Below are 22,510 nucleotides of genomic sequence, written 5' to 3'. Positions count from 1 at the left end.
AAGAACGTACCACATGATTGCTTTTGTGGGCCGAGAGGCTTAATTGATTGAGGAATAATTTTAAAATGCTGCTTAGAACATTTGGTTTCTTTTTATTTTCATATCTATTTACTGTAAAAATTTGGGCAGCTGTTCCTGCTGATTTTATGTTTCATGACAAGCCTATCGACGCTTTGTGTTTCTTTAATATGGAAGGAACTGTAATTGATCTGAATCAATGCGGGCTAGCAAAAGAAAAATATGTGATGAAAGGACAAAATTCCAAGCTCATTGCAAACGGTTATATAGGTTATGATTGGCAAGATCCCGAATTTTCAGACTCATCACAAGGCTACAGCTATTATAAATTCTTTAATGCTGGAGAGAGAACATATTGGCTTTACACTGTTAATAGTGGTGGCGGCACAGGACACTTTACTGCCATCCATCGAGTAAAGAGAAAAAATGCAGATATTTTGGATCTTGAAACTTTGGCTGGCGGCGATCGTTGTAATGGAGGCTTGCAAGACGTGTCAGAAGTCAATAATCACTTAATCTTTAGTCAAAATCTTACCGCCTATGATCTGGTTGCATTATCTAAAGGGGCTGATCCTAGTGTTAAAGCATATGATGATTTGGCCGCATGTGCCATTTGCTGTGTTGCTAAAGCATATTATAACGTGGACTCAAATGCACAGCTGAAATTGGATTATATTGATTTAGGGACTATTGCTGATACCAAAGAAATGCCTGATCAGGGGGCGCTCCAGTCATGCTTTAACCAATTATTCATTTCTTATGTCGCTGCAGGTAACACCAAGTTGAAACAAAATATGTTGGATGAATTTGCAGCAAAATTTAATCAAACTTGTAAAAAATCTGATTAAAAGCAAGAGAAAAAGTTTTTTAGGAAGATAGGATCTCTAATGAATTAGTTGAGCACTTTGCCCTTGGGATCCTTAACAATTTCCTTGCCATTAGGATTAATTTGTACTGATGAACCGTCTGCATTGGTAATAATCTTGGTTCCATCTGGTTTATAGACTACGGAGGAATGATCCACATTAGTGATAATTTTGGTGCCATCAGGATTTTTTTGTACCATAGACCCATCAGTATTAGTAATAATTTTGGTACCATCTTTTTTCTCTACCACGGAAGAATGGTCTGCATTGGTAATAATTTTGGTGCCGTCAGCCTTAATTTCTACTGAAGAACCGTCAGGATTTTTTATTACCTTAGCTTGATCTGCGAACGATGTTGCACTCAAGAGACCTAAAAACAAAAAAATTACCATCACTTTGAAAAGAAACCTGATTAATTCTGGAAAGTCCAAACGATGAGTGTTCATATGCTATCCATTTCTTGACTTAAAGTACTATTAAGTATAGCCATAAAACTCTGTTGGAGTATTTTGGGGACATGATGGTTTCAATTTAATCTAAACGGGGTGGTACATTAAAAGCGTATGACTTTTCAGCACTCTCTTTAATTCTTAATTTGAGCTATGCTTAGTTCAAATAGGTCAGTGCGCAATATTGAGGTCTAGAGTCATCCAGGGGGAATACCAAGAATGAGTTATTTTAATGCAAAGGACCCGGTATGTGAAACTCAAGGATGTCCGCAGCAAATTAGTGTAGCGTTGCTCCCGCGAGCGGTTGATCTGGGTGGATTTAAAGTGGATCGCATAATTCCCTCTAAGGAGAAAAAGACAGTAGGTCCCTTTGTCTTTTGGGATCAAGCAGGCCCCGAAGAACTGCTTCCGGGCAAGGGAATTGATATACTTCCACATCCACATATTGGTTTATCAACCATGACTTATCTATTTTCTGGGAAACTGGAACATCGGGATACACTTGGCAGTCATCGAATTATTATTCCTGGTGAAGTGAACATAATGACTGCTGGACGAGGGATTGCTCATTCAGAGCGTACACCACAAGAAGCTCGTTTTTATCCACATCATTTTTTTGGAATTCAATGCTGGCTAGCATTGGCTCTTCACAAAGAAGAAACCAATCCTTCATTTACGCATTATGATAAAAGTGCCATTCCTACATATAATGATGATAAAAATATGAGTTTGCGGGTTGTTACTGGGGAATGGATGGGATTGAAATCATCAGTTATCACTCCCAATGACGCACTTTTTGTGGAATGCAAACTAAAACCTGCTACTCAATTTAGCATTCCATCCACAGTAGAAGAGCGAGCAATTCATCTTTTAAGTGGCACGATAACTGTAGAAAATACTCAATATAACGCTACAAGAATGCTTATCCTTAAAACAGGAGTTGAAGTCAAAATAACCGCTACCTCTGATGTACATATGATTATCCTGGGTGGCGCGACACTTGAACAACGGCGATATCTTTGGTGGAATTTTGTAGCCAGTTCTAAAGAACGAATTGAGCAAGCAAAATTGGATTGGAAAGAAGGAAGATTTGGGAAAATACCTGGCGATGATAGAGAATCGATACCTTTGCCAGAATAAACAGTTTTTTGCAGTTCCAGTTATAGATACTTCATTAAAAAGGACCTTGAAAAATGAAAAAATCAGATCAGGAAACTCAATATCTCAAAGAAGGAATCATTAAAACCAAATTGACAGGTTATAATTTGCTGAATAATTCCAGATTAAATAAGGGGACTGCATTTACAGAAAAGGAACGGGATGACTTTTCTCTTCACGGTTTATTACCACCCCAAGTGAGTACTTTGCAAGAGCAGCAAAAACGTCGCTACGATGGATTGACTGAGTTGTCCACTTCATTAGAAAAATACAGTTTCCTACGCGGTCTCCAAGATAATAATGAAACACTTTTTTACTCGTTGATTATTAATAATATCGAGGAAATGCTGCCTATTGTTTATACTCCTGTGGTAGGAGAGGGATGTCAAAAGTTCAGCGAAATATTTCGCAAACCTCGAGGTCTTTTTCTTAGCTATCCAAACAAGAATTTGATTGAAAAAATTTTATCTCATCCACGTTATGATTTAATTAAGTGCATTGTTGTGAGTGATGGTGAGCGTATTCTGGGTCTTGGTGATCAAGGCGCCGGAGGTATGGGAATACCCATTGGTAAAATGGCACTTTATACGGCGTTGGCTGGCATTCCACCACAATATTGTTTGCCTATTTTACTGGACGTAGGAACGGACAATGAAGAACGATTGGCGGATCCTCTTTATGTTGGATGGCGACACAATCGTGTTCGTGGCGCAGAGTATGATGAATTTGTGGATACATTTGTATCTGCAGTGAAACGTCGTTGGCCGCATGTTCTTCTACAATGGGAAGATTTTGCTGGCGTGAATGCGGCACGATTATTGGCGCGTTATCGAGATCAATTATGTACGTTTAATGATGACATTCAGGGAACTGCAGCGATGGCAACAGGGACCTTACTTTCTGCTATTAATGTCACTGGAATTCCGCTGATAGAGCAAAAAATCGTTTTTGTTGGTTTTGGTGGCACGGGGCATGGAATTGCTCAATTAATACGTGGCGCCCTTAGAGATGCTGGATTAAGTGATCAGGAAGCCGGTGATCGCATCTATGCAGTGGATAGATATGGACTTCTTGTTGAGGGGGGGATGGGATTGACTGCAGATCAGGCCGCTTTTGCGCGCAAACGCTCTGAAGTGACTGGATGGCAGGTGACCAATTCTGAGGAAATCGGATTACTCGATGTGGTTCGCAATGTTAAACCCACGGCCCTTATTGGCGTTTCAGCACAACACGGTGCATTTACTGAAGAAGTAGTGCGTACTATGGCGAAGTATACAGATCGCCCTGTTATTTTCCCACTTTCCAATCCAACCTCTCATAGCGAGGCAGTGCCACAAGATCTGCTTAATTGGACGGAAGGTCGTGCTTTAATTGGGACAGGAAGTCCTTTTGAGCCAGTGAAGTACAATGGGAAAGAATTTCATATTGACCAAACAAATAATTCATACATTTTTCCCGGTTTAGCTTTAGGTATTATCTCCTCTAAGGCAAAACGAGTTTCCGATGGCATGATTAAGGCTGCCGCACTAGCTCTTGCCGAATGCTCTCCAGCGCGGGAACATAAATCAACTAATTTATTACCTCCGTTGGCAAATCTCCGCTCAATTAGTCTTGCTGTAGCAAAGGCGGTAGGGAGGCAGGCGATATTGGAAGGTCTTGCTGGAGTTAATGAAGCAGGATTTGAGGAGGAGCTTGCTGACAATGTATGGGAGCCAGTTTATAAACCCTACCAGCTTGCCGATTAAATAGTCCCTCCATGATGGTTTGGGTTAACCTAAATCATCATTGAATCACTTTCGCATGCGCTAAATTAAAAATTTCTATAAAAATCATTGTGTTAAATATTAATTCATATTTTTGCACTTATATGATAAAAATACTGTGGTATTATTTTCAAAATTGAAGAAATAGTTTCCTTGTTTGATACAAAATAGAGCAGGCTCCACTCAAGTTCATAGGGGATACATCATGATGAATTCCAAGTTGTCTTTGGATTTAAAAAGGAAATATTTTGAGGATCTATTTTCAAACAATCTCACCTATGAAATCTCCCATACGTACTTAATGGAATTATTGGATGTAGGCAAATTAAATGTATGGCAATGGGATTTGAGTACAAATGAAATAATTGATTTTGGTTATTCTGAGTCGTTATCCGTTTTAAAATTAGACAACAAAGTAGGCCATATTGATCATTTCATAAAACGGCTTCATCCGGAGGATCGCGAAAAAATAGCCAATGCATTAATTAATTCTTTAACCCATTTTGAGGATCATTACTCAGATTTTCGCATTCTATCTTCTAAAGGACATTATGAATGGGTATCGGCTCGTGGTCGTTATATTCGTGATGCAGAGAATAATCCAGTTAAAATGATTGGTACCTGGCATTTTATTACCGAACAAAAACAAAATCAGGAGTTGATTAAGCTGCAACAAACAACGCTTGATCGTATATCAAGATGTTATTTTTCAGGAGAAGCTGCCTCTTCATTATCTCATGAAATTTCTCAACCCTTATTAGCCCTGAACTCCTATCTTCTTGGTAGTATTTTGCGTTTACAGCAAGAGGATAAAGGCTCAAATGAGTTCATTGACGTACTCCAAAAAGCATTAGAACAAGTTGAACTAATAAGTACTCTTGTTAAGCGAATGAAACGGTTTGTTACCCATGGAGAATTACACTTTGAGCGAGTTAATTTGGCTTCATTGGCAAAACAGTCTGTTATCTTGTCAAAATTTTATTCGAGTTTTTCCGGAGTAGTTCAATATGAGTTTGATGAGCATTTGACCGAAGTTTATTTGGATCGCAATCAAATGCGACAGGTATTCTTAAACCTTATTAATAATGCCTTTGAAGCAATGTTCGATGCCCAAACCAAGAATCCTTCATTACTGATTAAGATAGCAAATCTTGATACGGACGTACTGGTTTCTATTATTGATAATGGACCTGGTGTGTCACAAGGTGTACTCGATAATCTATTTACTTCATGTTATAGCACCAAGGAGTATGGCTTGGGTCTTGGGTTAAGCATTTGTAAAAAAATTATAGAAGCTCATGGCGGGAGCATTAAGATAGAACAAAATATTGCTGGCAAGGGAACCGTAAGTTCTTTTAGATTGCCTAATCATATTTGGGAGTCACACCATGAATAAGACAATTTATATTGTTGACGATGATGAACATGTATTGCGTGCTTTGAAATGGCTTTTTGACTCAATGAGTTTTGAAGTAAATGTTTACTTAGATGCAACAAGTTTTTTAGAACAATATGATCCCAAACATATGGGATGTTTGATTACCGATGTGCGCATGCCTGATATGGATGGTCTAGAGCTCCTCGAAAAATTAAAAAGACAAAATAGCTTACTCAAAGTCATTATTATTACTGCTTATGGTGATATCCCCATGGCTGTAAGAGCAATAAAAGCAGGAGCAATTGATTTCATAACCAAGCCTATAAATGAGCAAGATTTGTTGAAATTAATTAAAAGATGCCTTGAGCACTATCCAAATCATGTCACCCGTGCAATGGATCAATATGAACTTTTAACAGAGAGCGAGTTGCGGGCTCTTGATCATATTTGGAATAAAAATTAATCCTATGCTTCTTTGTGGGGATATCAATAGCCCCTAGTATCCAAGCAACTCTCTGATTTTATTGATGTAATTTTTTAACGGAGTTTGCATTATAAAATCCTTAAGTGGCGTTTCAATTTCAAAATAGAGAATATTGGCTAAAAATCCATAGCAACAAGCATCCAGTGTATGTACTTTATTTCCAAATATATAATCTTTATCTCCTAAAATATTAAGTATCGCTCGCAGATCATCAATTCCCGATTGATAAATATCCTTAGTGGAATATCTACCAATCCCCTGGTAATGATATTTTTCAATATTATATTTTCTTACTTGTTCAAGAGAGGCATCTGATAATTCGGAAAGTTGTTTTAAGAATTCAGCTTTGAATAAAGGCCAACATTGTTCATCTTGCCAACGCGAATAGGACATAACCCAATATAAATGATTATCCAACATACGAGTAATTAAAAAATGGATGTTTTTTTGTTCCTCTGTTAAATCTTGATCTAAATTCACATATTTTTGTGAAAGGTATTGCAGAATATTATTACTATCTGTAATGGTTTGCTCGTCGTCAATTAGATAGGGTAGTTGTCCTCGTGGGGCATTTTGAGTGTTAATAATATGTTCATGCTGGTAATTGATTTGCGTTAATCTAAGAAAAGTTTCCACTTTTAGGCCAAAAGGATTGTTATCAGGTAGACCAAAGAGCTCTGGGTACGAATATAAAATTATCATTGAAAATCTCCTTAACTTAAGAAAGTAATTCAGGAACTTTGATTAATTTTTTGGGCATGATTATTCCTTTATCGTAGCGGTGTCACATTCCTCTTAACTATCCGAATCCATCGGTAGGAAAAGGTCCAAGTTTTTATATGTTCTCACAAACAGCTCAAATCAGCGAATAAAAATAATGACTCCTTATTTCCTTTGGTGAACGCATAAATGTGTTTAAATTGCGCTTTTTTAACAAAATAAATACTTATTACTGCATTTACTTATACCATTTAATATTTGGTTAATAAATAGCCAGTATTATATATGCTATTCCCTTATCGCTTGGGAAAAACAAATAAGCCCAGAAATTTAGGGGGAGGCGATATGACCGGTCCAGTTAAACTGAATCAAACGATACTAAATTTAATAGTACAATTAGGAGCAATCAATCCAACTCTCGTTACAGTATTTGCAAACAAAACAGATATTGATGTACAGACTATAATTGATTGGTTTGCACAAACTCGATTTATTAAGAGTGATGAGAATACCTTTTTTTTAGTCACTTCCTTACGGGCCTCCTTATTAAAAGAACTGAATAAGTCATTAAATCCAGGGACAAAGGAAGAAGAAACTACAAATACCCCAATCTCTGCAAAAGCTAAATATGCCTTACTTGCTCTTGCGGGAACTATTTATTTCGGCTGTGAGGGGTTTGATGGTATCACCGCATTCATGGGAATTTTTTCCTCTATTCCTACGATCGCAATTTTGGTGGGAGGCCTGGCATTTTCAATTGTTTCCATGATTGTATTTTGCAGTTTTGATTTAGTTGAAATTTCCAAGAATCTGGGGGTTAAATCTTCAGAAACGCCCCAGTTAATTGATGCGGCACTCGAAGAGTTCAAAGAAATAAAAGCGATTCGGGCACGCCTTACCCGCCTTGCTAAACAAGATAATAAAACACAAGAAGAGCTTGAAGAATATCGCAAGCTCGCACTTATGTTACTCCAAAGACATGTGGAGTTAAATAAAGTCCGTGGGGATCTAACTTTAGCCTCCGATAATCCATACTTGGCCACTGCGAAAAAGTTAACGGCAATTTTTGCAGGTTTTATCTTTTTCAGTGGGGGTTTTTTTGCCGGTCAAACTGTATCCTTGGCAATTGCCAGTTTATTCGTCGCTACAATGTCTGCAACAGCATGGCCTATTGTTGTTGCAGCTGTTGGTGTAGGTTTAGCAGCACTGGCTGTGTACTGGTATGTTGAGCGCCCGGGGATTGAAAATCTGATTAGCCGTTGGAAGGGACTGGATAAAGAAAAAATTGATGAATTATGCAAATCAACTGTTGTGAATAAAGAGACAGAAAAACTGGGCGAATTAATTCATGACATTAATACTCAGATAAATGCGCTTGAGGAGAAGGCAGCAGATAAAGCGCAAATTAATACAATGCAAGAAAAAATAGATCGTTTGGAACAAGAGAAGAAAGAGTTAAGTTCGAAACTAGCAGCAGCAGAAGAAAAAGTAACTCAAGTAAGTGAACAATTAAAGCTCAAAGAAACACAACCAATACAACAAACTCTCCCAGCTGGAGTTGGAAAGAATGTTGAGCCAATTGATGAACTACAAGTTAGTAATCCATTACATATTCATGGAAATGAAGGGGCGATGTCTGCTCATAGTCAACTCTCTTTGTTTGGTATGAAAAAATCAGCATCCACCGGAAATCTTATTGGCTTGATGCAAAAAGATATTTTAAGAGGAAATAGCGGCCTGTATTAATGCTTCTTAATACAGGCTTGCCCTGTTTATAGTGAAGAAGGAGTTAATGTAGCTTCGATGTCCAAAGAGATATCTTGTTCTAATGAACTTCCTTTTTTCTCTGAAGTAGCTAATAAACCATTCCTCATAAGCCCCTGTGTTACCATGTGCTTGGTCGCAGGTTGTTGCCAGACCGGTGCTGTAACCGGTATTTGTCCAAGAGCAATTGGTGGCTGGGGTATCGGCCTTCTTTCTGGATTAAGTTCATGTTCCTCTGCTTCCAGTAATTTAAGTTGCTCGGCGGTAGGCGTTTCGATTTGGCTTGTATAGATAAAAGGTAACATACGAAGTTTTAAAACCAACATAAATGCCTCGAATTTATTACTTAACTCACTATATCCATGTCGGGATGGAGCAGCAGATGTTGCCTGTAGTTGAGATGGTGATAAGATCTCTATGTGATTAAGATCGGTACGGTAATAAATTTTATTGTCGTCGCCTAACAAAAGTAAGGGCTGTGGTTGTCGGTATTCTTCATCAATATCAGGCATTTGTTCCAGGCCGCCATATTGTGTCTGTTGGGGCAATTTACTTCCGTTAAACACAAAGTTTAAATCTTGTAGTGAACATGCCATACCTGCCAAACAGGCTTGTTTATTAAAATAATTTTTTGCAACATCAAAATCATCATCACCACCTGCGGTAACCGGCGGCTCGCTTTTATCGGGTGATGGATCATAAATGCGTTTGGTGTAAACGGTTATTTTGTTTAATTCATCATGCAAACTGTTGACTAAAATACTTCCCCAAACCCCAAAGCGCTGTGGAAGCAGGGCACGTAAATCACCCACAAATGAAATATGACCAGCAGCAAAGTGGTCGGTATAATAGTGAAAACAGAAAAACTCCATACCCAATGCCAAAGCCTGATATCGATGGGCCAGATCCTGCAATTTGTCTCGATCCAAACCATGAGGAGTGTGTTTGAGAACCCTAAGAAGTGCATTGAATTCACTGTTCTTTGATTGATAATTTGTATGAGTAATATACTGTTTTAACTCATAATAAATGCGTGCATATTTGAGGGCTATAAGATGACCTATAGTGTAAACACGGACAGACCATGGGGTAAAATGTGATAAATTTCTATTCAAAATGTCACTGTAATTTTTTACCCGTAGAGCAAACATAAGTTGTTGCGCGTAGAAATTTAAAGTACTTGAAAATGGGATGTAATTACCATTATTTATAGTATAAATAGTATCAATATCACTTTGTTGTACGTTTTTATTTGCCAGCCTTTTATAAGAACTAATTAATTTTTGTTCCTCGCTCTCGGTAACTGGTTTTTTAATTAAATACTTCCCTAGCGTTTCACTGGTCCCTTTGCGATCAAAAGCTCTTCGATTAGCTTTAAACTCACCAATGCTTGGTAAATCAAGGGATACTTCTTTTCCACCAAAATAGTCGCCAGACATGGCGATAATGACGCCTGGAGATACGTTTAATCCAATGGGTTCAGGAAGCCCAATTTCATTAAACCCTTGGATCTGCAAATGCATGCTTCCTTGTACATCGAGCGTGATATATGGATTGCCTTGTAAGCTATCCCATTCTTGAAATCGTAATGCATCACCCAGTTCCGTGTGTTCATTTGTATTCATAAGCAAGCTCCATTTTTTATTTTTATTACGCTCAAAACAATGAACTTATTAGGCCAGTTACATTTCGACTATCCTGGTTAAAATGAGCAGTTATTGCGCGATGTAAAGAGGCCCCAATGCTATTCAAATATCAGTTTTAAAAAAAAGAAAGGTTAAAAAAATAAATATAGAAGTGGGATGCAATATTTTCAAATAGGATAATTTGCTTCTTGCTTTGTCTCATAGAGTTAGTATTTCGTATCTGTAATTAAAAATAATTCAGCCATGTCAATCGATAAATATTTGATTATTTTTATTTTCGATAATTTACAAATTTTCGAAAATAATTAATACTATCCGAAATTTTAAACTAAAGAACAATTTAAAATGTCGCAAATAAAAATAAAACAATCAAAGACGAGTACGGTATTAGAGAAATTGCGTCTAGATCTCGTGAGTGGCTATTTTGAGCCAGGCCAAAAATTGCAAATGGAACAATTAAAAGAGCGTTATGAAGTAGGATACAGTCCTTTACGTGAAGCGTTATCTCGCTTGGTAAGTCATGGCTTAGTCAGCTTTGAGGATTTATGTGGATTTTCTGTTCCTTATTTATCTTTAGCAGAATTATACGATCTTTATGCCGTCAGGTTTCAGATTGAAACACGTGCTCTGGAGTTATCCATAAAATATGGTGATGAATCTTGGGAGGCAGATATTATTGCCTGTTGGCATCGATATGCAAAATACCTTACCTCATCATCAAATAAACGATTAAATCCTATTGAATGGGATGCGCTACAAAAAGAATTTACCTTTACCCTTATCAAAGCCTGTCAATCTCCTTGGTTACTCAAAATCCAGGATATGTTGTATGACCATTCATCACGTTATCGCTTTTTATGCTTGGGGCACCATCATAACGATGAACAGGTATTAACGGAATTCAAACAAGAAAATGAGGAGTTAGTCGCCGCCGTATTAGCGAGGAATACTGAAAAAGCAATTCAGATTTCGCAAATTGGCTGGGATAACTCAATTCAAATTATGGCAGACAGTTTGAAGGATAAGGATATTTTGGAGTAACTCAATGACTGGACATAAAAAAAATTATTTGCTCATTCCCTCGGTACCTACACCTAATGGTCGTCTGCATTTAGGCCATATTGGCGGTCCATTTTTGAGTGCAGACATACTGGCAAGATACTTCCGACTTTGTGGGCATTGCGCGTGGATAATCTCAGGAACCGACAGTTATGAATCCTACGCAGCAGGAAAAGCGGAGGAGGAACATTTAAGCCCTGAGGTTACATGTCATCATTATCATGCCTTAATCGCACAGGATTTAGAACAAATGAATATTCAATGTGATGAATTTATTAATCCACTCGATAAGAAATGGAATGCATCCTATCAAGAATGGCATGAACAGATTGTTCAACAGTTATTAGATAACAACGCTACGACGCGCTTAAAAGAAAATATGCTTTGGGATGAAACAAATCAACGTTATCTCACAGGATACTGGCTTCAAGGGAATTGTCCTATATGCTATGAAAGAACAGCGAGTTATTTTTGTGAGAATTGTGGTGCCCATTTTCGACCAGAGGAAATAATTCATGAGGGCGGTTTAGAGCAAAAGGAGGTTGAAAATATTTTTTTACAGCTTCCAAGAGATGTTGATCTCATTTCCAAAGGAATTAATCAAAACATCCAAGCACTATTTCAAACTTATCAAGTGTTACAGAATCATCGATTCCGACTTACGACTCAGTGTGATTGGGGTTTAGCGGATAAGACTGATCCTAATCATTCAAGAACGTTGTTTAGTTATGGTTTTGTATTTGCCTATTTTTTGATGTTTGGGGAAATAGCGGCAAAAATCATGGGTATTAACAAAAATGCATTTGCTGTTGATTCTGATGTGATTACTATTTCCAGTTTTGGTATCGATAATGCATTACCCTTTTTAAGCAGTGCCTTGGGCATTAGTTCTGGATGCCCTCAATATAAATCATTTGATTATTACCTCATGAATTATTTTTATTATCTTGATGGCAGTAAATTTTCAACAAGCCGACAGCATATGATTGGAGTGGATGAGGCCATCAATCAAAAAGGACTTTCCAGTGATATTATTCGGCTGTACCTTGCTTCGATTGATGTACGAAATCAAACAGGAAATTTTGTTATGGATGATTTCATCCAATATTACAACAAAATTGTGGATTGGCTTGAACAGCGTGTTATTCAAGGTATACAAAATCTACCTGAGCGGGTCATTAATTCTTGCACTCAATCGTTGCAACATCAATTATTCGAACTGTTTACAACTCAGGAACATGTGTTACAACCCACTCAATTTTTACCCCATATAGGAGTTCAATCTCTAAATGACTGGATGGTTTTAAACCAAAGTATCGATCCTTGCACCGATGATTACTTCTGGTGGTTAAAAGGGTTTTCTATGGTGATTTATCCCTACATGCCAGAACTCGGTGAAACAATCTGGCATGCGCTGGGATATGAACAATTGCCTACGTACGCTGACTTTTTTGTTAAGCCAACTCAGTCATTACAGAAACAATTACAACTCACCCTAAAACCAATTACTCAGGAATTTGAGGCACAAGCAGAGGGAATCTGTTATGAACAAAATAAATCATGAAATTTCCGATTTACTTGGAGTCGGTGTTGGACCATTTAATTTAAGTTTAGCGGCGCTTTTGTCGTCAGTTGATGGGATTTCCAGTGTTTTTTTTGAACAAAATAAGGAAATGATTTGGCATCCTGGAATGTTATTTCCCAAAGCTGAAATTCAGGTTAGTTATTTAAATGATTTGGTTACGCTTGTTGATCCTACTAATCCTTATTCATTCATTGCGTATCTTGCAAAACACAAACGATTGTATCGTTTTATTAATGCGCAATTTAAACAGGTGTTACGAACTGAATTTAGCCATTATTTAAATTGGGTGAGTCGGTCATTACCTAATTTAGTGTTTAACGAAAAGGTTGAAGGCGTTTATTTTGATAAATCTCATTTTGTTATGCAAACAACGAAGAGAACAGTTAAGGGAAGGCATCTTATTTTGGGTAATGGCTTAACGGCAAAAGTTCCTGCTTGTGCCAAACGTTATTTAGGTAATAATGTATTACATAATAAGAATTTTTTACTTAATCCTATAAATTGGCAGGGAAAAAGAGTTGCTATTATTGGTGGCGGGCAAAGCGGTGCTGAAATTGTGCAACATATTTTATCTCATGGTGAGCAATTACCTGCTGAATTAAATTGGATTTCGAAGCGATATCAACTATTGCCGATGGATACTTCTCCATTTGTAAATGAGTTTTTCACTCCTAAATACGCCGAATATTTTTTTCATCTACCTGAAAAAGAAAAAGACTTTTTATTGCAGGAGCAACTCTTGGCCAGTGATGGTATTTCTTTGGATTTGTTACAAGCAATTTATCAAAAACTTTACAGCCTCGAATTTTTGGAAAGTAAAGCTAAGTTTTTTAAATTGTTCACTCGTCATGCATTAACAGATATGGAGATCGAGTCAGGCGCTTATCAGTTAATTTTGACCGAGCTTGGTACCATGGGAAAAAAAATAATTTCTGCGGACATTGTTATTCTATGCACAGGCTATCAGTGGGAATTTCCCTCTTATCTTTCCTCGATTGCAGATAAAATACCATTAAAGAATGGCGCATTTTGCATAAATCCGGATTTTTCCATTGTATGGGAGGGCCCCAAACAACATCGCATTTATGTCCAAAATGCAGCGCATCAGTCTTATGGGATCGCTGAGCCTAATTTAAGTGTTATGGCATGGCGAAGTGCAAAAATAATTAATAGCATTGCGCAAGCGCAAATCTATGATCTGAATCATGAGAGTACGGTCTTGGATTGGGAGCAGGAATTATTTCATGAGGAACAAAAATATGCCTCAATTGCCTGAATCTAATCTGTTTGTAAACCCCAGGTTGGTTTTTTCTAATCCCGAACATATTGCTCCCGGCGTTGTAGTAAACCCTATTGATTTTGCACAAAAAAAAGCATCCGCTCCTTTTCAAACAACTTATTTTGAAGTGATGCCTCAATGTGAAACGCCACTGGATTACCATCAAGAGCAAGAGGTTTGGATTGTATTAAATGGAAGTGGCATTTTGACTTATGAAGGAACTGTTCACTGCCTTAAAGCACATGATTTTTTTTACTTTGCGTCGTTAAAAAAGCATCAAATCCACAACCCTATGCAAATCCCGCTTCTTATTTGCTCTATTTATTGGTAAGGGATTATTGGGGGACGGCATTTGGGTAAGTGGTAAAAAAAATCCAATGGATGCGTTATAACTAATTGGGAATTTTAATGAAGAAATACAAGGTGCGATGGTTGCAGTCCATTGATGAAGAAAACTGGTTCGCAATGTGGCGTGAATATATGGAGTTTTATCAAGTATCTCTACCTCCAGAAGTAGTCAATAATACATTCGAAACATTACTTTCTGCAGATAAAAAAACAGGATGTATTATTGCCTGTGACTCCCAAAATATGGCAGTTGGGTTTCTTACTTTTATTATTCATTTAAGCACTTGGAGTATCGCCCCAGAATGTTATTTGCATGATTTATATGTAAAACCAGAACATCGAAAAGCTGGATTGGCTAGAATGCTCATCGAAGAGTTAAAACAAGTTAGCAAATTGCAGCATTGGCATAAAGTCTATTGGATCACCAAACCAGATAACCAGGTGGCTCGAACATTGTACGATAAAATTGGACGAGGCGAACCCTGGATCGTCTATGTTATGACAGATTAAGTTAGGACTTACGAAAAAAAACAATCTCTTCGTGATTAAATGTTTTTAATTCGGTCATTTAGTATATCTAAACTCCCCCATTTAAAACATTTTTTGCCTCGACCTAGGGGGGGCGTAAGTCCTGTAAGTTAATCCTCATTTTCCTCCCCACATCCTGGAGGAATTTTTAAATAGTTAAATAAGATATTTTTTGACGTTAAATTCTAATAGACTATTAGTTTCGATGAAAAATAGGGATATTTATGCGGGACTTCATCAAACCGGCACTTTTTAATGCACAGTTAGTAAGAAGTTTAGGATGTGCTACTTATCAAGGTGCTGAAATTGGAGAATGTTTTGCCATAGCAAATCAAATTGAGCCAGGTAATAAAGAAAGCTGGTATGACCGATGGACTGCCTTTGGTGATAGCAATTTCAGTATGGCTGAAACCTATCATAGTCAAGGGTTATACTATGATGCGAAAATGGCTTTTCTACGCGCATGCACTTATTATCGAACGGCGTTTTTTTTCCTGGAAGATGTACCTACTGATCCAAGGATTACACACGCATTACAATATAGCATTCGTGCTTTTCATAAAGCTCTTGAGTATTTTGAAACTCCGGTGGAAAAGGTAGAAATTCCCTTTGAAAATACGACATTGCCTGGATATCTTTACCTAAATCATACTCGGCCCAATCATCCGAAACCCATTTTAATAGACACGGGTGGGGGCGATGGCACTAAGGAAGAATTATATTTTAGTACGGCAGCTGAGGCGTTAAAGAGAGGTTTTCATTGCTTAAATTTTGAAGGTCCGGGCCAAGGTAGTATGCTGCGATTAAATAAAATACCCTTTATCCCAGATTGGGAGCGGGTAATTGAAAAAGTCGTCGATTTTATTATTAATCGCCCTGAAATCGATCCGAATAAGATTTTCTTAATTGGTCGAAGTTTTGGTGGTTATCTTGCTGCTCGAGCCGTAACAAAAGAACAACGAATTGCAGGCTGTATTGTTGATCCCGGTATATTTGATGCAAGTGGTAATCTCGAAGCCAAATTTAATTCCCTTAGGACTCAGTTCCCAGATCTGCAGGATGTTCCTTTAGAGCATGCTTTAACACACCTCCTGAAAACAGATGATCATTTACGCTTTATGCTGGAAAGTCGAACGTGGCGATTTGGTGCGAAAACCGTTGAAGAAATGCTCAATAGAACTCGTGCTTACACTTTGAATGGATTGGTCGAGCGCATTAAGTGCCCCATGCTGGTTTGTGATAATACCTTAGAATACATTACATTAGGCCAAGCAAAAAAATTATATGACCAGTTGCAATGCAAAAAACAATATATTCTTTTTCATGATGAAGACGGTACTGGTGGTCATTGTGAACCGCTTGCGCCAAGATTATTTAGTGCAAAAATCTATGCATGGCTAAATACACTATAAATTTTTTTCCGCGTTTACAATGAAATGCATTATCTAATAGACAACGCATAGGATGGGAATAAATGGATTTGCAATCGTTAGTTACTTTGGATAACCAAGCAATATTTGCCAAATTAAATAGTTCTTTTGCTGGATTAACCCACTCGGAAGTTCAAAAAAGGCAAACTTTATATGGATTTAATGAAATTACACAAAGTCCTTATCGACTTCTTATTATGGAAGCAATTTCACATTCGACTAATCCACTTGTCGCCATATTATTGATTGCCGCAGTAGTTTCCGCGTTTACTGGAAATGTTGTGAGTTCTGTTATTATTATCATTATGGTGATTATGAGTATTGGCCTGGATTATTTTCAAAGTCATCGCTCTTTAGTCGCGGTTAAAAAATTACAGAAGAATATTGCTTCCACTGCAAATGTTTTACGAGATGGCCAATGGAATGAAATTCCATGCCGCGAGTTAGTTCCTGGTGATATTGTCAAGCTCATAGCCGGTGATTTAATCCCTGCAGATGCGCTGTTGCTAAAAGCAAAAGACTTACATGTACAGCAAGCCGCGCTTACGGGTGAATCTTTGCCGGTTGAAAAAGAAGCCACCCAGGAACCTATGGTAGCTCAAAACATTGAAGAAGCAAAAAATGTAGTTTTTTCAGGCTCCTCAGTAGTGAGTGGTACTGCCACCGCAATTGTTGTTGCAACCGGTCAGAACACTCAGTTTGGTTACATCGTCAAAACCCTTTCCAAAGCCGCTCCGCATACTGAATTTGAAAAAGGCATTGTCCGCTTTGGATTGTTCATTATGAAAGTGGTCTTTTTTCTCGTTCTGTTTGTATTTGCAGTCAATATTTATTTAAAACGATCTTTGCTCGAATCGTTGCTATTTGCGGTCGCTTTAGCTGTGGGACTGACCCCGGAATTATTACCGATGATAACGACGGTAACGCTTGCTGCCGGCGCAGTCCATATGGCAAAGAAAAAAGTGATAGTCAAAAACCTATCTGCAATTCAGAATTTTGGCAGCATCGATATTCTGTGTAGTGATAAGACTGGTACTTTAACCAGTGGTGAAATGATCTTGGAACAACATATAGATCCATTAGGAAATAAATCAGAAAATGTAATGTTATTGGCTTATTTAAATAGCCTGTTTGGCACGGAAATTCCTAATCCATTTAATGCTGCGGTATTAAATAAAGTAAATATTAATCCTCTAGATGCAGCAATCCTAAAACATGATCATCCCGATGTGCAAACCTATCACAAAATCGACGAGATTCCTTTTGATTTTGAACGTCGTCGTTCCAGCGTTGTTGTTGACAAAAGCAATTCGCATATTCTCATTACCAAAGGCGCTCCTGAGTTTGTGATCCGTGATTGCACTTATTATGATTTGGCTGGAGAAATCCATCCATTAGATGAGGTGGCACGCAAAAAAATTGAATCTGTTTTTTTATCATTAAGTGAGCAAGGATATCGTACATTGGCCGTGGCGTACCGAACAATTGAGATCAAATCTTCATACCATGCTCCAGATGAGCAAAATATGGTCGTGGCTGGATTTCTTGCCTTTTTTGATCCTGCACTCAAGGAAACTCCGGCAATCATTAAGAAGTTGTCCCGGGAAGGGGTCAAGATAAAAATTTTGACCGGTGATAATGATCGTGTCACACGGCATATTTGCCAGCAAGTAGGCCTTGATGCAAGCCGCATGCTTCTGGGGGAAGAATTAAATCATATTACGGATGCGGCATTGGGTGACATCGCGGAAAAGGTCGATGTGTTTGCCCGCATTTCACCAATGCAAAAGCAGCGTATTATTAGCGTTCTTCGCGCGCGTGGGCATGTAGTGGGCTATATTGGTGATGGAATTAATGATGTTCCTTCTTTGCATACCGCAGATGTAGGAATTTCAGTTGCGGGAGCCGTGGATGTAGCTCGCGAAGCAGCGGATATTATCTTATTAAAACGTCATTTAAGCGTGTTGTTGGCTGGAATTCTTGAAGGGCGAAAGTCGTTCGGAAACGTCATGAAATATTTAATGATGGGAACCAGTTCCAATTTTGGGAATATGCTAAGCATGGCGGGTGCTATTCTCCTTTTACCGTTTTTACCGATGTTACCAACACAAATTCTTTTAAATAATCTTCTTTACGACACATCACAAATTGTAATTCCAACCGATAATGTAGATCCCAGTTTTGCACGCAAACCAAAGCATTGGGATATCGCGATTATTCGTAAGTTTATGTTTTATATTGGTCCTATAAGTTCTATTTTTGATTTTATTACTTTTTTTGTAATGCTGAAGGTTTTTGCAGCAACAGAAGCATTATTTCAAACCGGTTGGTTTGTAGAATCTTTAGCTACACAAACATTAGTCGTATTTGTAATTCGCTCGGTAAAAAGTCCATGGCAAAGCAGACCCAGTAATCCCTTAATCATTATGGTCTTATCTATAGTTTCGCTTGCTGCAGTATTGCCTTTTACACCGCTTGCAAAATTTTGGGGATTTGTCCCTTTACCGGCCACTTATTTCCTTTTTCTGATTGCTGCGACAATTGCTTATCTTTTCTTGGTAGAAATTATTAAAAAGAAATTAATGTGGAAATGGATAGAAGGAAAATAAGCGACCTAATTTGCTGAAAAATTAAACTATTTATGAAATTGGAATGTAAATTATAAGGTATTGCCATCGCATCTTATATACATGGGCTTGTTTTTTTGCTCATATTAAAAAAATACTTTAAATTAAAAGAATCTTATTTTTTCGACATCCAATTTTGATGTTTCATGGATAGATAATTATTTCATAAAAACAAGGAGTTAAGTTTTGAAAATAAAATCGATTGTAATTTTATTGACGGGAATTCTGGCAAAAAGTTCTTTGGCTGGAACTATGGGAGCTATTGAGCCCTCTTCATTCCCTTGGGTTGGGGCTCTCAGTATCGGCCCTGTTTGGGAAGATGGTGGTAAAAGTCAAAGCATTTTCCTAACTCCCGATATTGAAAAGACCTATGCTGCGGATAAATCAACGGATGCACTTGCAAATTTTGAGGTATTTTTAGGTTTGCACCGTTTATTTAATCCTACGATTCAGGGGCAATTAGGGGTGGCGGTTGCTGCAACTACCAATGCTAGTCTTTCCGGAGATATTTGGGATGATGCGGATCCAGAATTCGATAATTTTACCTACAGTTACAAAATTCAGCATACCCATGTTGCCTTAAAAGGGAAGTTATTGGCTGATATGGGATTCGTAGTGATGCCTTGGGTGAGCGGGAGTATTGGTGTAGGTTTTAATGAGGCGCGTTCTTTTCAAAATACTCCGAAGATTTTTGAAGCCTTACCTAATCCTAATTTTGCCTCACATACTCAAACTGCTTTTACCTATACTGTGGGCGCAGGAATACAAAAAGCATTGAATCAAAACTGGCAAGTAGGTGCAGGCTATGAGTTTTCTGACTGGGGTAAGAGTCGCCTTGGAAGGGCAGAAGGTCAAACCCAGAACTCAGGTATAACACTTAACCATTTATACACAAATGGCCTAATGTTTAATTTAACCTATACAGCGTAAGGATTACTGTATGATAAAGAATTTACCCGGTTTTTGTTTTTTTCTAGGATTAAGCTGCATGTCCTCTGTACAGGCGGGGCAGCCTCTGTGGACGATGACTTTAGAGGCTGGCAATAACAAACAGGCTCTTCCTGAAAATGTTACAGCGACGATTACTTATACGGTACAAAACCAATCAAGAAAATCGAAAATTTTAGCGCTACAACCCACACCAGGTCTTGTCCAGACTAACTCGTGTCGTCTGGCACCTAAAGGGGCTAAGGGAGATAGCTGTTCGGCCACATTTAAAATTATTGGACGCATGCTCCCGATTGCTGGTTTACATCATGGTCCAGTGCTATGCCAGGCAAATCCAGATGGAGGTGCTAATCCAAATCAGTGTTATCAACCTGATAAGAACAATATTTTGTCGATTACCAAAACGAAAGAATAGCGGATTGGAATAACTGGGGACAAAATATTCAAAATAGTCAGCACAATATCAACTCAGGTATTACTGTAGATAATGTGAAAAAAATCGTGGAATTATGCAAGATTGATTATACACAGGGTCTTGTACCTACTCCATCAAATACATCAAACTTTTCGAACAGTGCCAAACCAGTCATTGTAAATGACACTATATATTGGACTGGTTTTGCTGGAGTAATAGGAGCTCATCAAATTCAGCGAGATGAGTATGGTAACTTTATAGGATGTAATCAACTTTGGGTACAAAACGTAAGTACTTTAGTCGGTCTCGTTCTTCCTTTTGGGTATCTACCTTCAGTTCGTTCTTCACCAGCTTATTATGAGCGTGGTAATGGTCAGGGTACACTGCTATATACTGCTATTGATAGCATTTTTTCATTACCACCCAGTTTATGGTTTATAACCCCTCCCTTTGCAATCGCTCTTGATGCAAAAACTGGCGAAAAATTGTGGCAAATAGACTTGGTTGACCCAAGCGAGGTGGCTGTGGGAATGGATGCGGTTACACCAAGTACAACAGCAAGTCCTCGCATCTATAAAAATACAGCTTATCTTGGTTTTTCAAGTTTAAATAATGCTTTTGGTAACCTTCCGATGACTTTTAGAGGCCATATGATCGCCCTGGATTTAGGGGGGCAAGGTTTATCTCCAGATATGCCTTCAATCAAGTGGACTCAATACACTATTCCACCACGTCCGGCTAACTATCAACCTGGTACTTGGTTTGCGGGAGGTGGTGTTTGGGCTAGTGCCCCTTCTATTATTCCAGAGCTTGGTCTGGTTATTTATGGTTCGGGACAACTTTATAATTATCCAGATTTTGCTAGTGCATGTATGCAAAGACCGCAGTCGATTACCACGGCTACATTTAGTACTACGCAAAAGGGGCAAACAGGAAAAGGGGCTGCTGAATGTTTGAAAGAAGCAGAAGCTCGATTAAAGCAATTAGGAATTACACAACCACTTGCAACGAACTCTATAATTGCTTTGAACATGAAGGATGGTAGTTATGCTTGGCATGTGCCAACACAGGGGCTTGATAATTGGCAAGGTGCTTGTGGACTTAATATCGATCAACCTTGCAATGTTCCAGTTCCTGGTCCTGACTGGGATATTAGCGGTAGCTCTCCAATTGTGGCTGATCTCAAATCATTAGGTAAAGTGGTTATTTCCCATAATAAGGGAGGGGCGCTTTTTTGGATTAAGGCAGAGACTGGAAAGGTTATTAGAAAAGCTGATGTATGTGTAGGAAGCGCTATAGGGGGAACTCACTGGGGATTAAGTTACGATCCAAAAAATGAAACGATCTACGTCGCTTGTTCAGCAGGTGGAATTGTGCCTAACTTTGGAGGGATTGTAAATTATTTATCCATATTGGCGAATGGTCGGAAAACGTGTATGTCCGGTTATCTTAATGCGATTGACGCGAATACCGGGCAACTAAAATGGCAGACTCTACCTGCACGATCAGAGATCGTTGATGTCAATTCCTCTGGATGTCCCGATCAGCTTTATCCGGTCGATGAACGTTTTAAATATGGCTTAAATTTTGACATCGTAATAAAAAATAATCAGTTTAATGTACCAGTCAACGTAATGCCTAACAGCAGCAAAATTCCTTTAGCACATCAACAAAAAGCAAGAAGTAATGGTATACCTGCTAATGCGAATGACATTGTTTATTGGCCTGTCTATTATGGAACAGTGTATGCGCTAGATGCCAAAACAGGTGCCTATTTAAAGGAAATGAACTGTGATGAGGGTGCTTTGTATGTAGGACCATCTGTTGCCAAAGGTCTAGTTATGCTTGGTTGCGGTTATGGTAATTTTAATTCTGCTGATGTTGGTAAATCCATCATGGTTTATGGTTTGCCTAACATTATAACGAATCAGACCAAAAGTGCTGGATAGATCATAATTAATCTTCGATCAAGATTTGAATGCGTTATCACTATTCAAATCTTGATCCATCCTGAACAATTAAATAATTGTCATCAACAGAAGCAT

The 22,510-nt window shown here is 38.2% G+C and carries 19 protein-coding genes; 16 read left to right on the top strand and 3 right to left on the bottom strand.

The genetic code is table 11. The annotated features are described in order from the left end of the window. Nucleotides 1–65 precede the first annotated feature (65 nt). Nucleotides 66–866, top strand: coding sequence for a hypothetical protein (locus tag ELY20_RS06610; RefSeq protein ID WP_110141861.1), 801 nt, complete (start codon nucleotides 66–68; stop codon nucleotides 864–866). Nucleotides 867–910: 44 nt separating this feature from the next. On the opposite strand, the gene ELY20_RS06605 is transcribed toward ELY20_RS06610, so the two are convergent. Next, complete coding sequence (locus ELY20_RS06605) at nucleotides 911–1,330, bottom strand: hypothetical protein (RefSeq protein WP_110141862.1); 420 nt, start codon at nucleotides 1,328–1,330, stop codon at nucleotides 911–913. Between the two features lie 222 nt (nucleotides 1,331–1,552). Between ELY20_RS06605 and ELY20_RS06600 the strand changes: the two genes are divergently transcribed. The 4 genes from ELY20_RS06600 to ELY20_RS06585 all read left to right on the top strand — a co-directional run bounded on the left by ELY20_RS06600 (nucleotide 1,553) and on the right by ELY20_RS06585 (nucleotide 6,095). Then, entirely contained in the window at nucleotides 1,553–2,473 is a 921-nt protein-coding gene (locus tag ELY20_RS06600; RefSeq protein ID WP_126955500.1) for a pirin family protein, read from the top strand. Nucleotides 2,474–2,526: 53 nt separating this feature from the next. Continuing rightward, nucleotides 2,527–4,236, top strand: a complete 1,710-nt coding sequence (locus ELY20_RS06595; RefSeq protein WP_110141863.1) for an NAD-dependent malic enzyme — start codon at nucleotides 2,527–2,529, stop codon at nucleotides 4,234–4,236. 223 nt (nucleotides 4,237–4,459) lie between these two features. Beyond that, entirely contained in the window at nucleotides 4,460–5,650 is a 1,191-nt protein-coding gene (locus ELY20_RS06590) for a sensor histidine kinase (RefSeq protein WP_110141864.1), read from the top strand. Continuing rightward, entirely contained in the window at nucleotides 5,643–6,095 is a 453-nt protein-coding gene (locus ELY20_RS06585; RefSeq protein ID WP_110141865.1) for a response regulator transcription factor, read from the top strand. Before ELY20_RS06590 ends, ELY20_RS06585 begins: the two co-directional genes overlap by 8 nt. A gap of 33 nt (nucleotides 6,096–6,128) precedes the next feature. Here ELY20_RS06585 and ELY20_RS06580 read toward each other — a convergent pair whose 3' ends face one another. Further along, nucleotides 6,129–6,818 carry a glutathione S-transferase family protein gene (locus tag ELY20_RS06580; protein WP_110141866.1) on the bottom strand — a complete coding sequence of 230 codons (690 nt, stop codon included), beginning with the start codon at nucleotides 6,816–6,818 and terminating at the stop codon, nucleotides 6,129–6,131. A 363-nt stretch (nucleotides 6,819–7,181) separates the two neighbouring features. Between ELY20_RS06580 and ELY20_RS06575 the strand changes: the two genes are divergently transcribed. Beyond that, nucleotides 7,182–8,582: a coiled-coil domain-containing protein gene (locus ELY20_RS06575; protein WP_110141867.1), complete on the top strand. Its 1,401-nt coding sequence runs from the start codon at nucleotides 7,182–7,184 to the stop codon at nucleotides 8,580–8,582. A 26-nt stretch (nucleotides 8,583–8,608) separates the two neighbouring features. On the opposite strand, the gene ELY20_RS06570 is transcribed toward ELY20_RS06575, so the two are convergent. Beyond that, nucleotides 8,609–10,225: a hypothetical protein gene (locus ELY20_RS06570; protein WP_110141868.1), complete on the bottom strand. Its 1,617-nt coding sequence runs from the start codon at nucleotides 10,223–10,225 to the stop codon at nucleotides 8,609–8,611. Between the two features lie 366 nt (nucleotides 10,226–10,591). Between ELY20_RS06570 and ELY20_RS06565 the strand changes: the two genes are divergently transcribed. The 10 genes from ELY20_RS06565 (at nucleotide 10,592) to ELY20_RS06520 (ending at nucleotide 22,414) form a co-directional block, all read left to right on the top strand. Next, nucleotides 10,592–11,287 (top strand): GntR family transcriptional regulator, encoded by a 696-nt coding sequence (locus tag ELY20_RS06565; RefSeq protein ID WP_110141869.1) that lies wholly within the window; start codon nucleotides 10,592–10,594, stop codon nucleotides 11,285–11,287. A gap of 4 nt (nucleotides 11,288–11,291) precedes the next feature. Next, nucleotides 11,292–12,869, top strand: a complete 1,578-nt coding sequence (locus ELY20_RS06560; protein ID WP_110141870.1) for a methionine--tRNA ligase — start codon at nucleotides 11,292–11,294, stop codon at nucleotides 12,867–12,869. After that, nucleotides 12,850–14,166, top strand: coding sequence for a lysine N(6)-hydroxylase/L-ornithine N(5)-oxygenase family protein (locus ELY20_RS06555; protein WP_110141871.1), 1,317 nt, complete (start codon nucleotides 12,850–12,852; stop codon nucleotides 14,164–14,166). Before ELY20_RS06560 ends, ELY20_RS06555 begins: the two co-directional genes overlap by 20 nt. Next, on the top strand, nucleotides 14,150–14,500 hold the full coding sequence (locus ELY20_RS06550) for a cupin domain-containing protein (protein WP_110141872.1): 351 nt from the start codon (nucleotides 14,150–14,152) through the stop codon (nucleotides 14,498–14,500). The genes ELY20_RS06555 and ELY20_RS06550 overlap by 17 nt, the downstream gene beginning before the upstream one ends. A gap of 77 nt (nucleotides 14,501–14,577) precedes the next feature. After that, entirely contained in the window at nucleotides 14,578–15,027 is a 450-nt protein-coding gene (locus tag ELY20_RS06545) for a GNAT family N-acetyltransferase (protein WP_110141873.1), read from the top strand. A gap of 242 nt (nucleotides 15,028–15,269) precedes the next feature. Next, nucleotides 15,270–16,457: an alpha/beta hydrolase family protein gene (locus ELY20_RS06540; protein ID WP_110141874.1), complete on the top strand. Its 1,188-nt coding sequence runs from the start codon at nucleotides 15,270–15,272 to the stop codon at nucleotides 16,455–16,457. A 62-nt stretch (nucleotides 16,458–16,519) separates the two neighbouring features. Then, nucleotides 16,520–19,084, top strand: a complete 2,565-nt coding sequence (mgtA, locus tag ELY20_RS06535) for a magnesium-translocating P-type ATPase (protein WP_110141875.1) — start codon at nucleotides 16,520–16,522, stop codon at nucleotides 19,082–19,084. 270 nt (nucleotides 19,085–19,354) lie between these two features. Continuing rightward, nucleotides 19,355–20,032, top strand: a complete 678-nt coding sequence (locus ELY20_RS06530) for an outer membrane protein (RefSeq protein WP_110141923.1) — start codon at nucleotides 19,355–19,357, stop codon at nucleotides 20,030–20,032. A gap of 10 nt (nucleotides 20,033–20,042) precedes the next feature. Next, nucleotides 20,043–20,465: a hypothetical protein gene (locus tag ELY20_RS06525; RefSeq protein ID WP_126955499.1), complete on the top strand. Its 423-nt coding sequence runs from the start codon at nucleotides 20,043–20,045 to the stop codon at nucleotides 20,463–20,465. A 74-nt stretch (nucleotides 20,466–20,539) separates the two neighbouring features. Next, nucleotides 20,540–22,414 (top strand): PQQ-binding-like beta-propeller repeat protein, encoded by a 1,875-nt coding sequence (locus ELY20_RS06520; RefSeq protein WP_110141877.1) that lies wholly within the window; start codon nucleotides 20,540–20,542, stop codon nucleotides 22,412–22,414. Nucleotides 22,415–22,510: the final 96 nt, after the last annotated feature.

This window comes from Legionella qingyii, assembly GCF_003990155.1.
GTDB classification, from domain to species: domain Bacteria; phylum Pseudomonadota; class Gammaproteobacteria; order Legionellales; family Legionellaceae; genus Legionella; species Legionella qingyii.
This window is presented reverse-complemented; position numbering and strand designations above follow the sequence as displayed.

Excerpts from the sequence above, each read along its gene's own strand:
- ELY20_RS06610 (WP_110141861.1), top strand. The coding sequence starts at position 66 with ATGCTGCTTAGAACATTTGGTTTCTTTTTATTTTCATATCTATTTACT.
- ELY20_RS06605 (WP_110141862.1), bottom strand. The coding sequence starts at position 1,330 with ATGAACACTCATCGTTTGGACTTTCCAGAATTAATCAGGTTTCTTTTC.
- ELY20_RS06600 (WP_126955500.1), top strand. The coding sequence starts at position 1,553 with ATGAGTTATTTTAATGCAAAGGACCCGGTATGTGAAACTCAAGGATGT.
- ELY20_RS06595 (WP_110141863.1), top strand. The coding sequence starts at position 2,527 with ATGAAAAAATCAGATCAGGAAACTCAATATCTCAAAGAAGGAATCATT.
- ELY20_RS06590 (WP_110141864.1), top strand. The coding sequence starts at position 4,460 with ATGATGAATTCCAAGTTGTCTTTGGATTTAAAAAGGAAATATTTTGAG.
- ELY20_RS06585 (WP_110141865.1), top strand. The coding sequence starts at position 5,643 with ATGAATAAGACAATTTATATTGTTGACGATGATGAACATGTATTGCGT.
- ELY20_RS06580 (WP_110141866.1), bottom strand. The coding sequence starts at position 6,818 with ATGATAATTTTATATTCGTACCCAGAGCTCTTTGGTCTACCTGATAAC.
- ELY20_RS06575 (WP_110141867.1), top strand. The coding sequence starts at position 7,182 with ATGACCGGTCCAGTTAAACTGAATCAAACGATACTAAATTTAATAGTA.
- ELY20_RS06570 (WP_110141868.1), bottom strand. The coding sequence starts at position 10,225 with ATGAATACAAATGAACACACGGAACTGGGTGATGCATTACGATTTCAA.
- ELY20_RS06565 (WP_110141869.1), top strand. The coding sequence starts at position 10,592 with ATGTCGCAAATAAAAATAAAACAATCAAAGACGAGTACGGTATTAGAG.
- ELY20_RS06560 (WP_110141870.1), top strand. The coding sequence starts at position 11,292 with ATGACTGGACATAAAAAAAATTATTTGCTCATTCCCTCGGTACCTACA.
- ELY20_RS06555 (WP_110141871.1), top strand. The coding sequence starts at position 12,850 with ATGAACAAAATAAATCATGAAATTTCCGATTTACTTGGAGTCGGTGTT.
- ELY20_RS06550 (WP_110141872.1), top strand. The coding sequence starts at position 14,150 with ATGCCTCAATTGCCTGAATCTAATCTGTTTGTAAACCCCAGGTTGGTT.
- ELY20_RS06545 (WP_110141873.1), top strand. The coding sequence starts at position 14,578 with ATGAAGAAATACAAGGTGCGATGGTTGCAGTCCATTGATGAAGAAAAC.
- ELY20_RS06540 (WP_110141874.1), top strand. The coding sequence starts at position 15,270 with ATGCGGGACTTCATCAAACCGGCACTTTTTAATGCACAGTTAGTAAGA.
- mgtA (WP_110141875.1), top strand. The coding sequence starts at position 16,520 with ATGGATTTGCAATCGTTAGTTACTTTGGATAACCAAGCAATATTTGCC.
- ELY20_RS06530 (WP_110141923.1), top strand. The coding sequence starts at position 19,355 with ATGGGAGCTATTGAGCCCTCTTCATTCCCTTGGGTTGGGGCTCTCAGT.
- ELY20_RS06525 (WP_126955499.1), top strand. The coding sequence starts at position 20,043 with ATGATAAAGAATTTACCCGGTTTTTGTTTTTTTCTAGGATTAAGCTGC.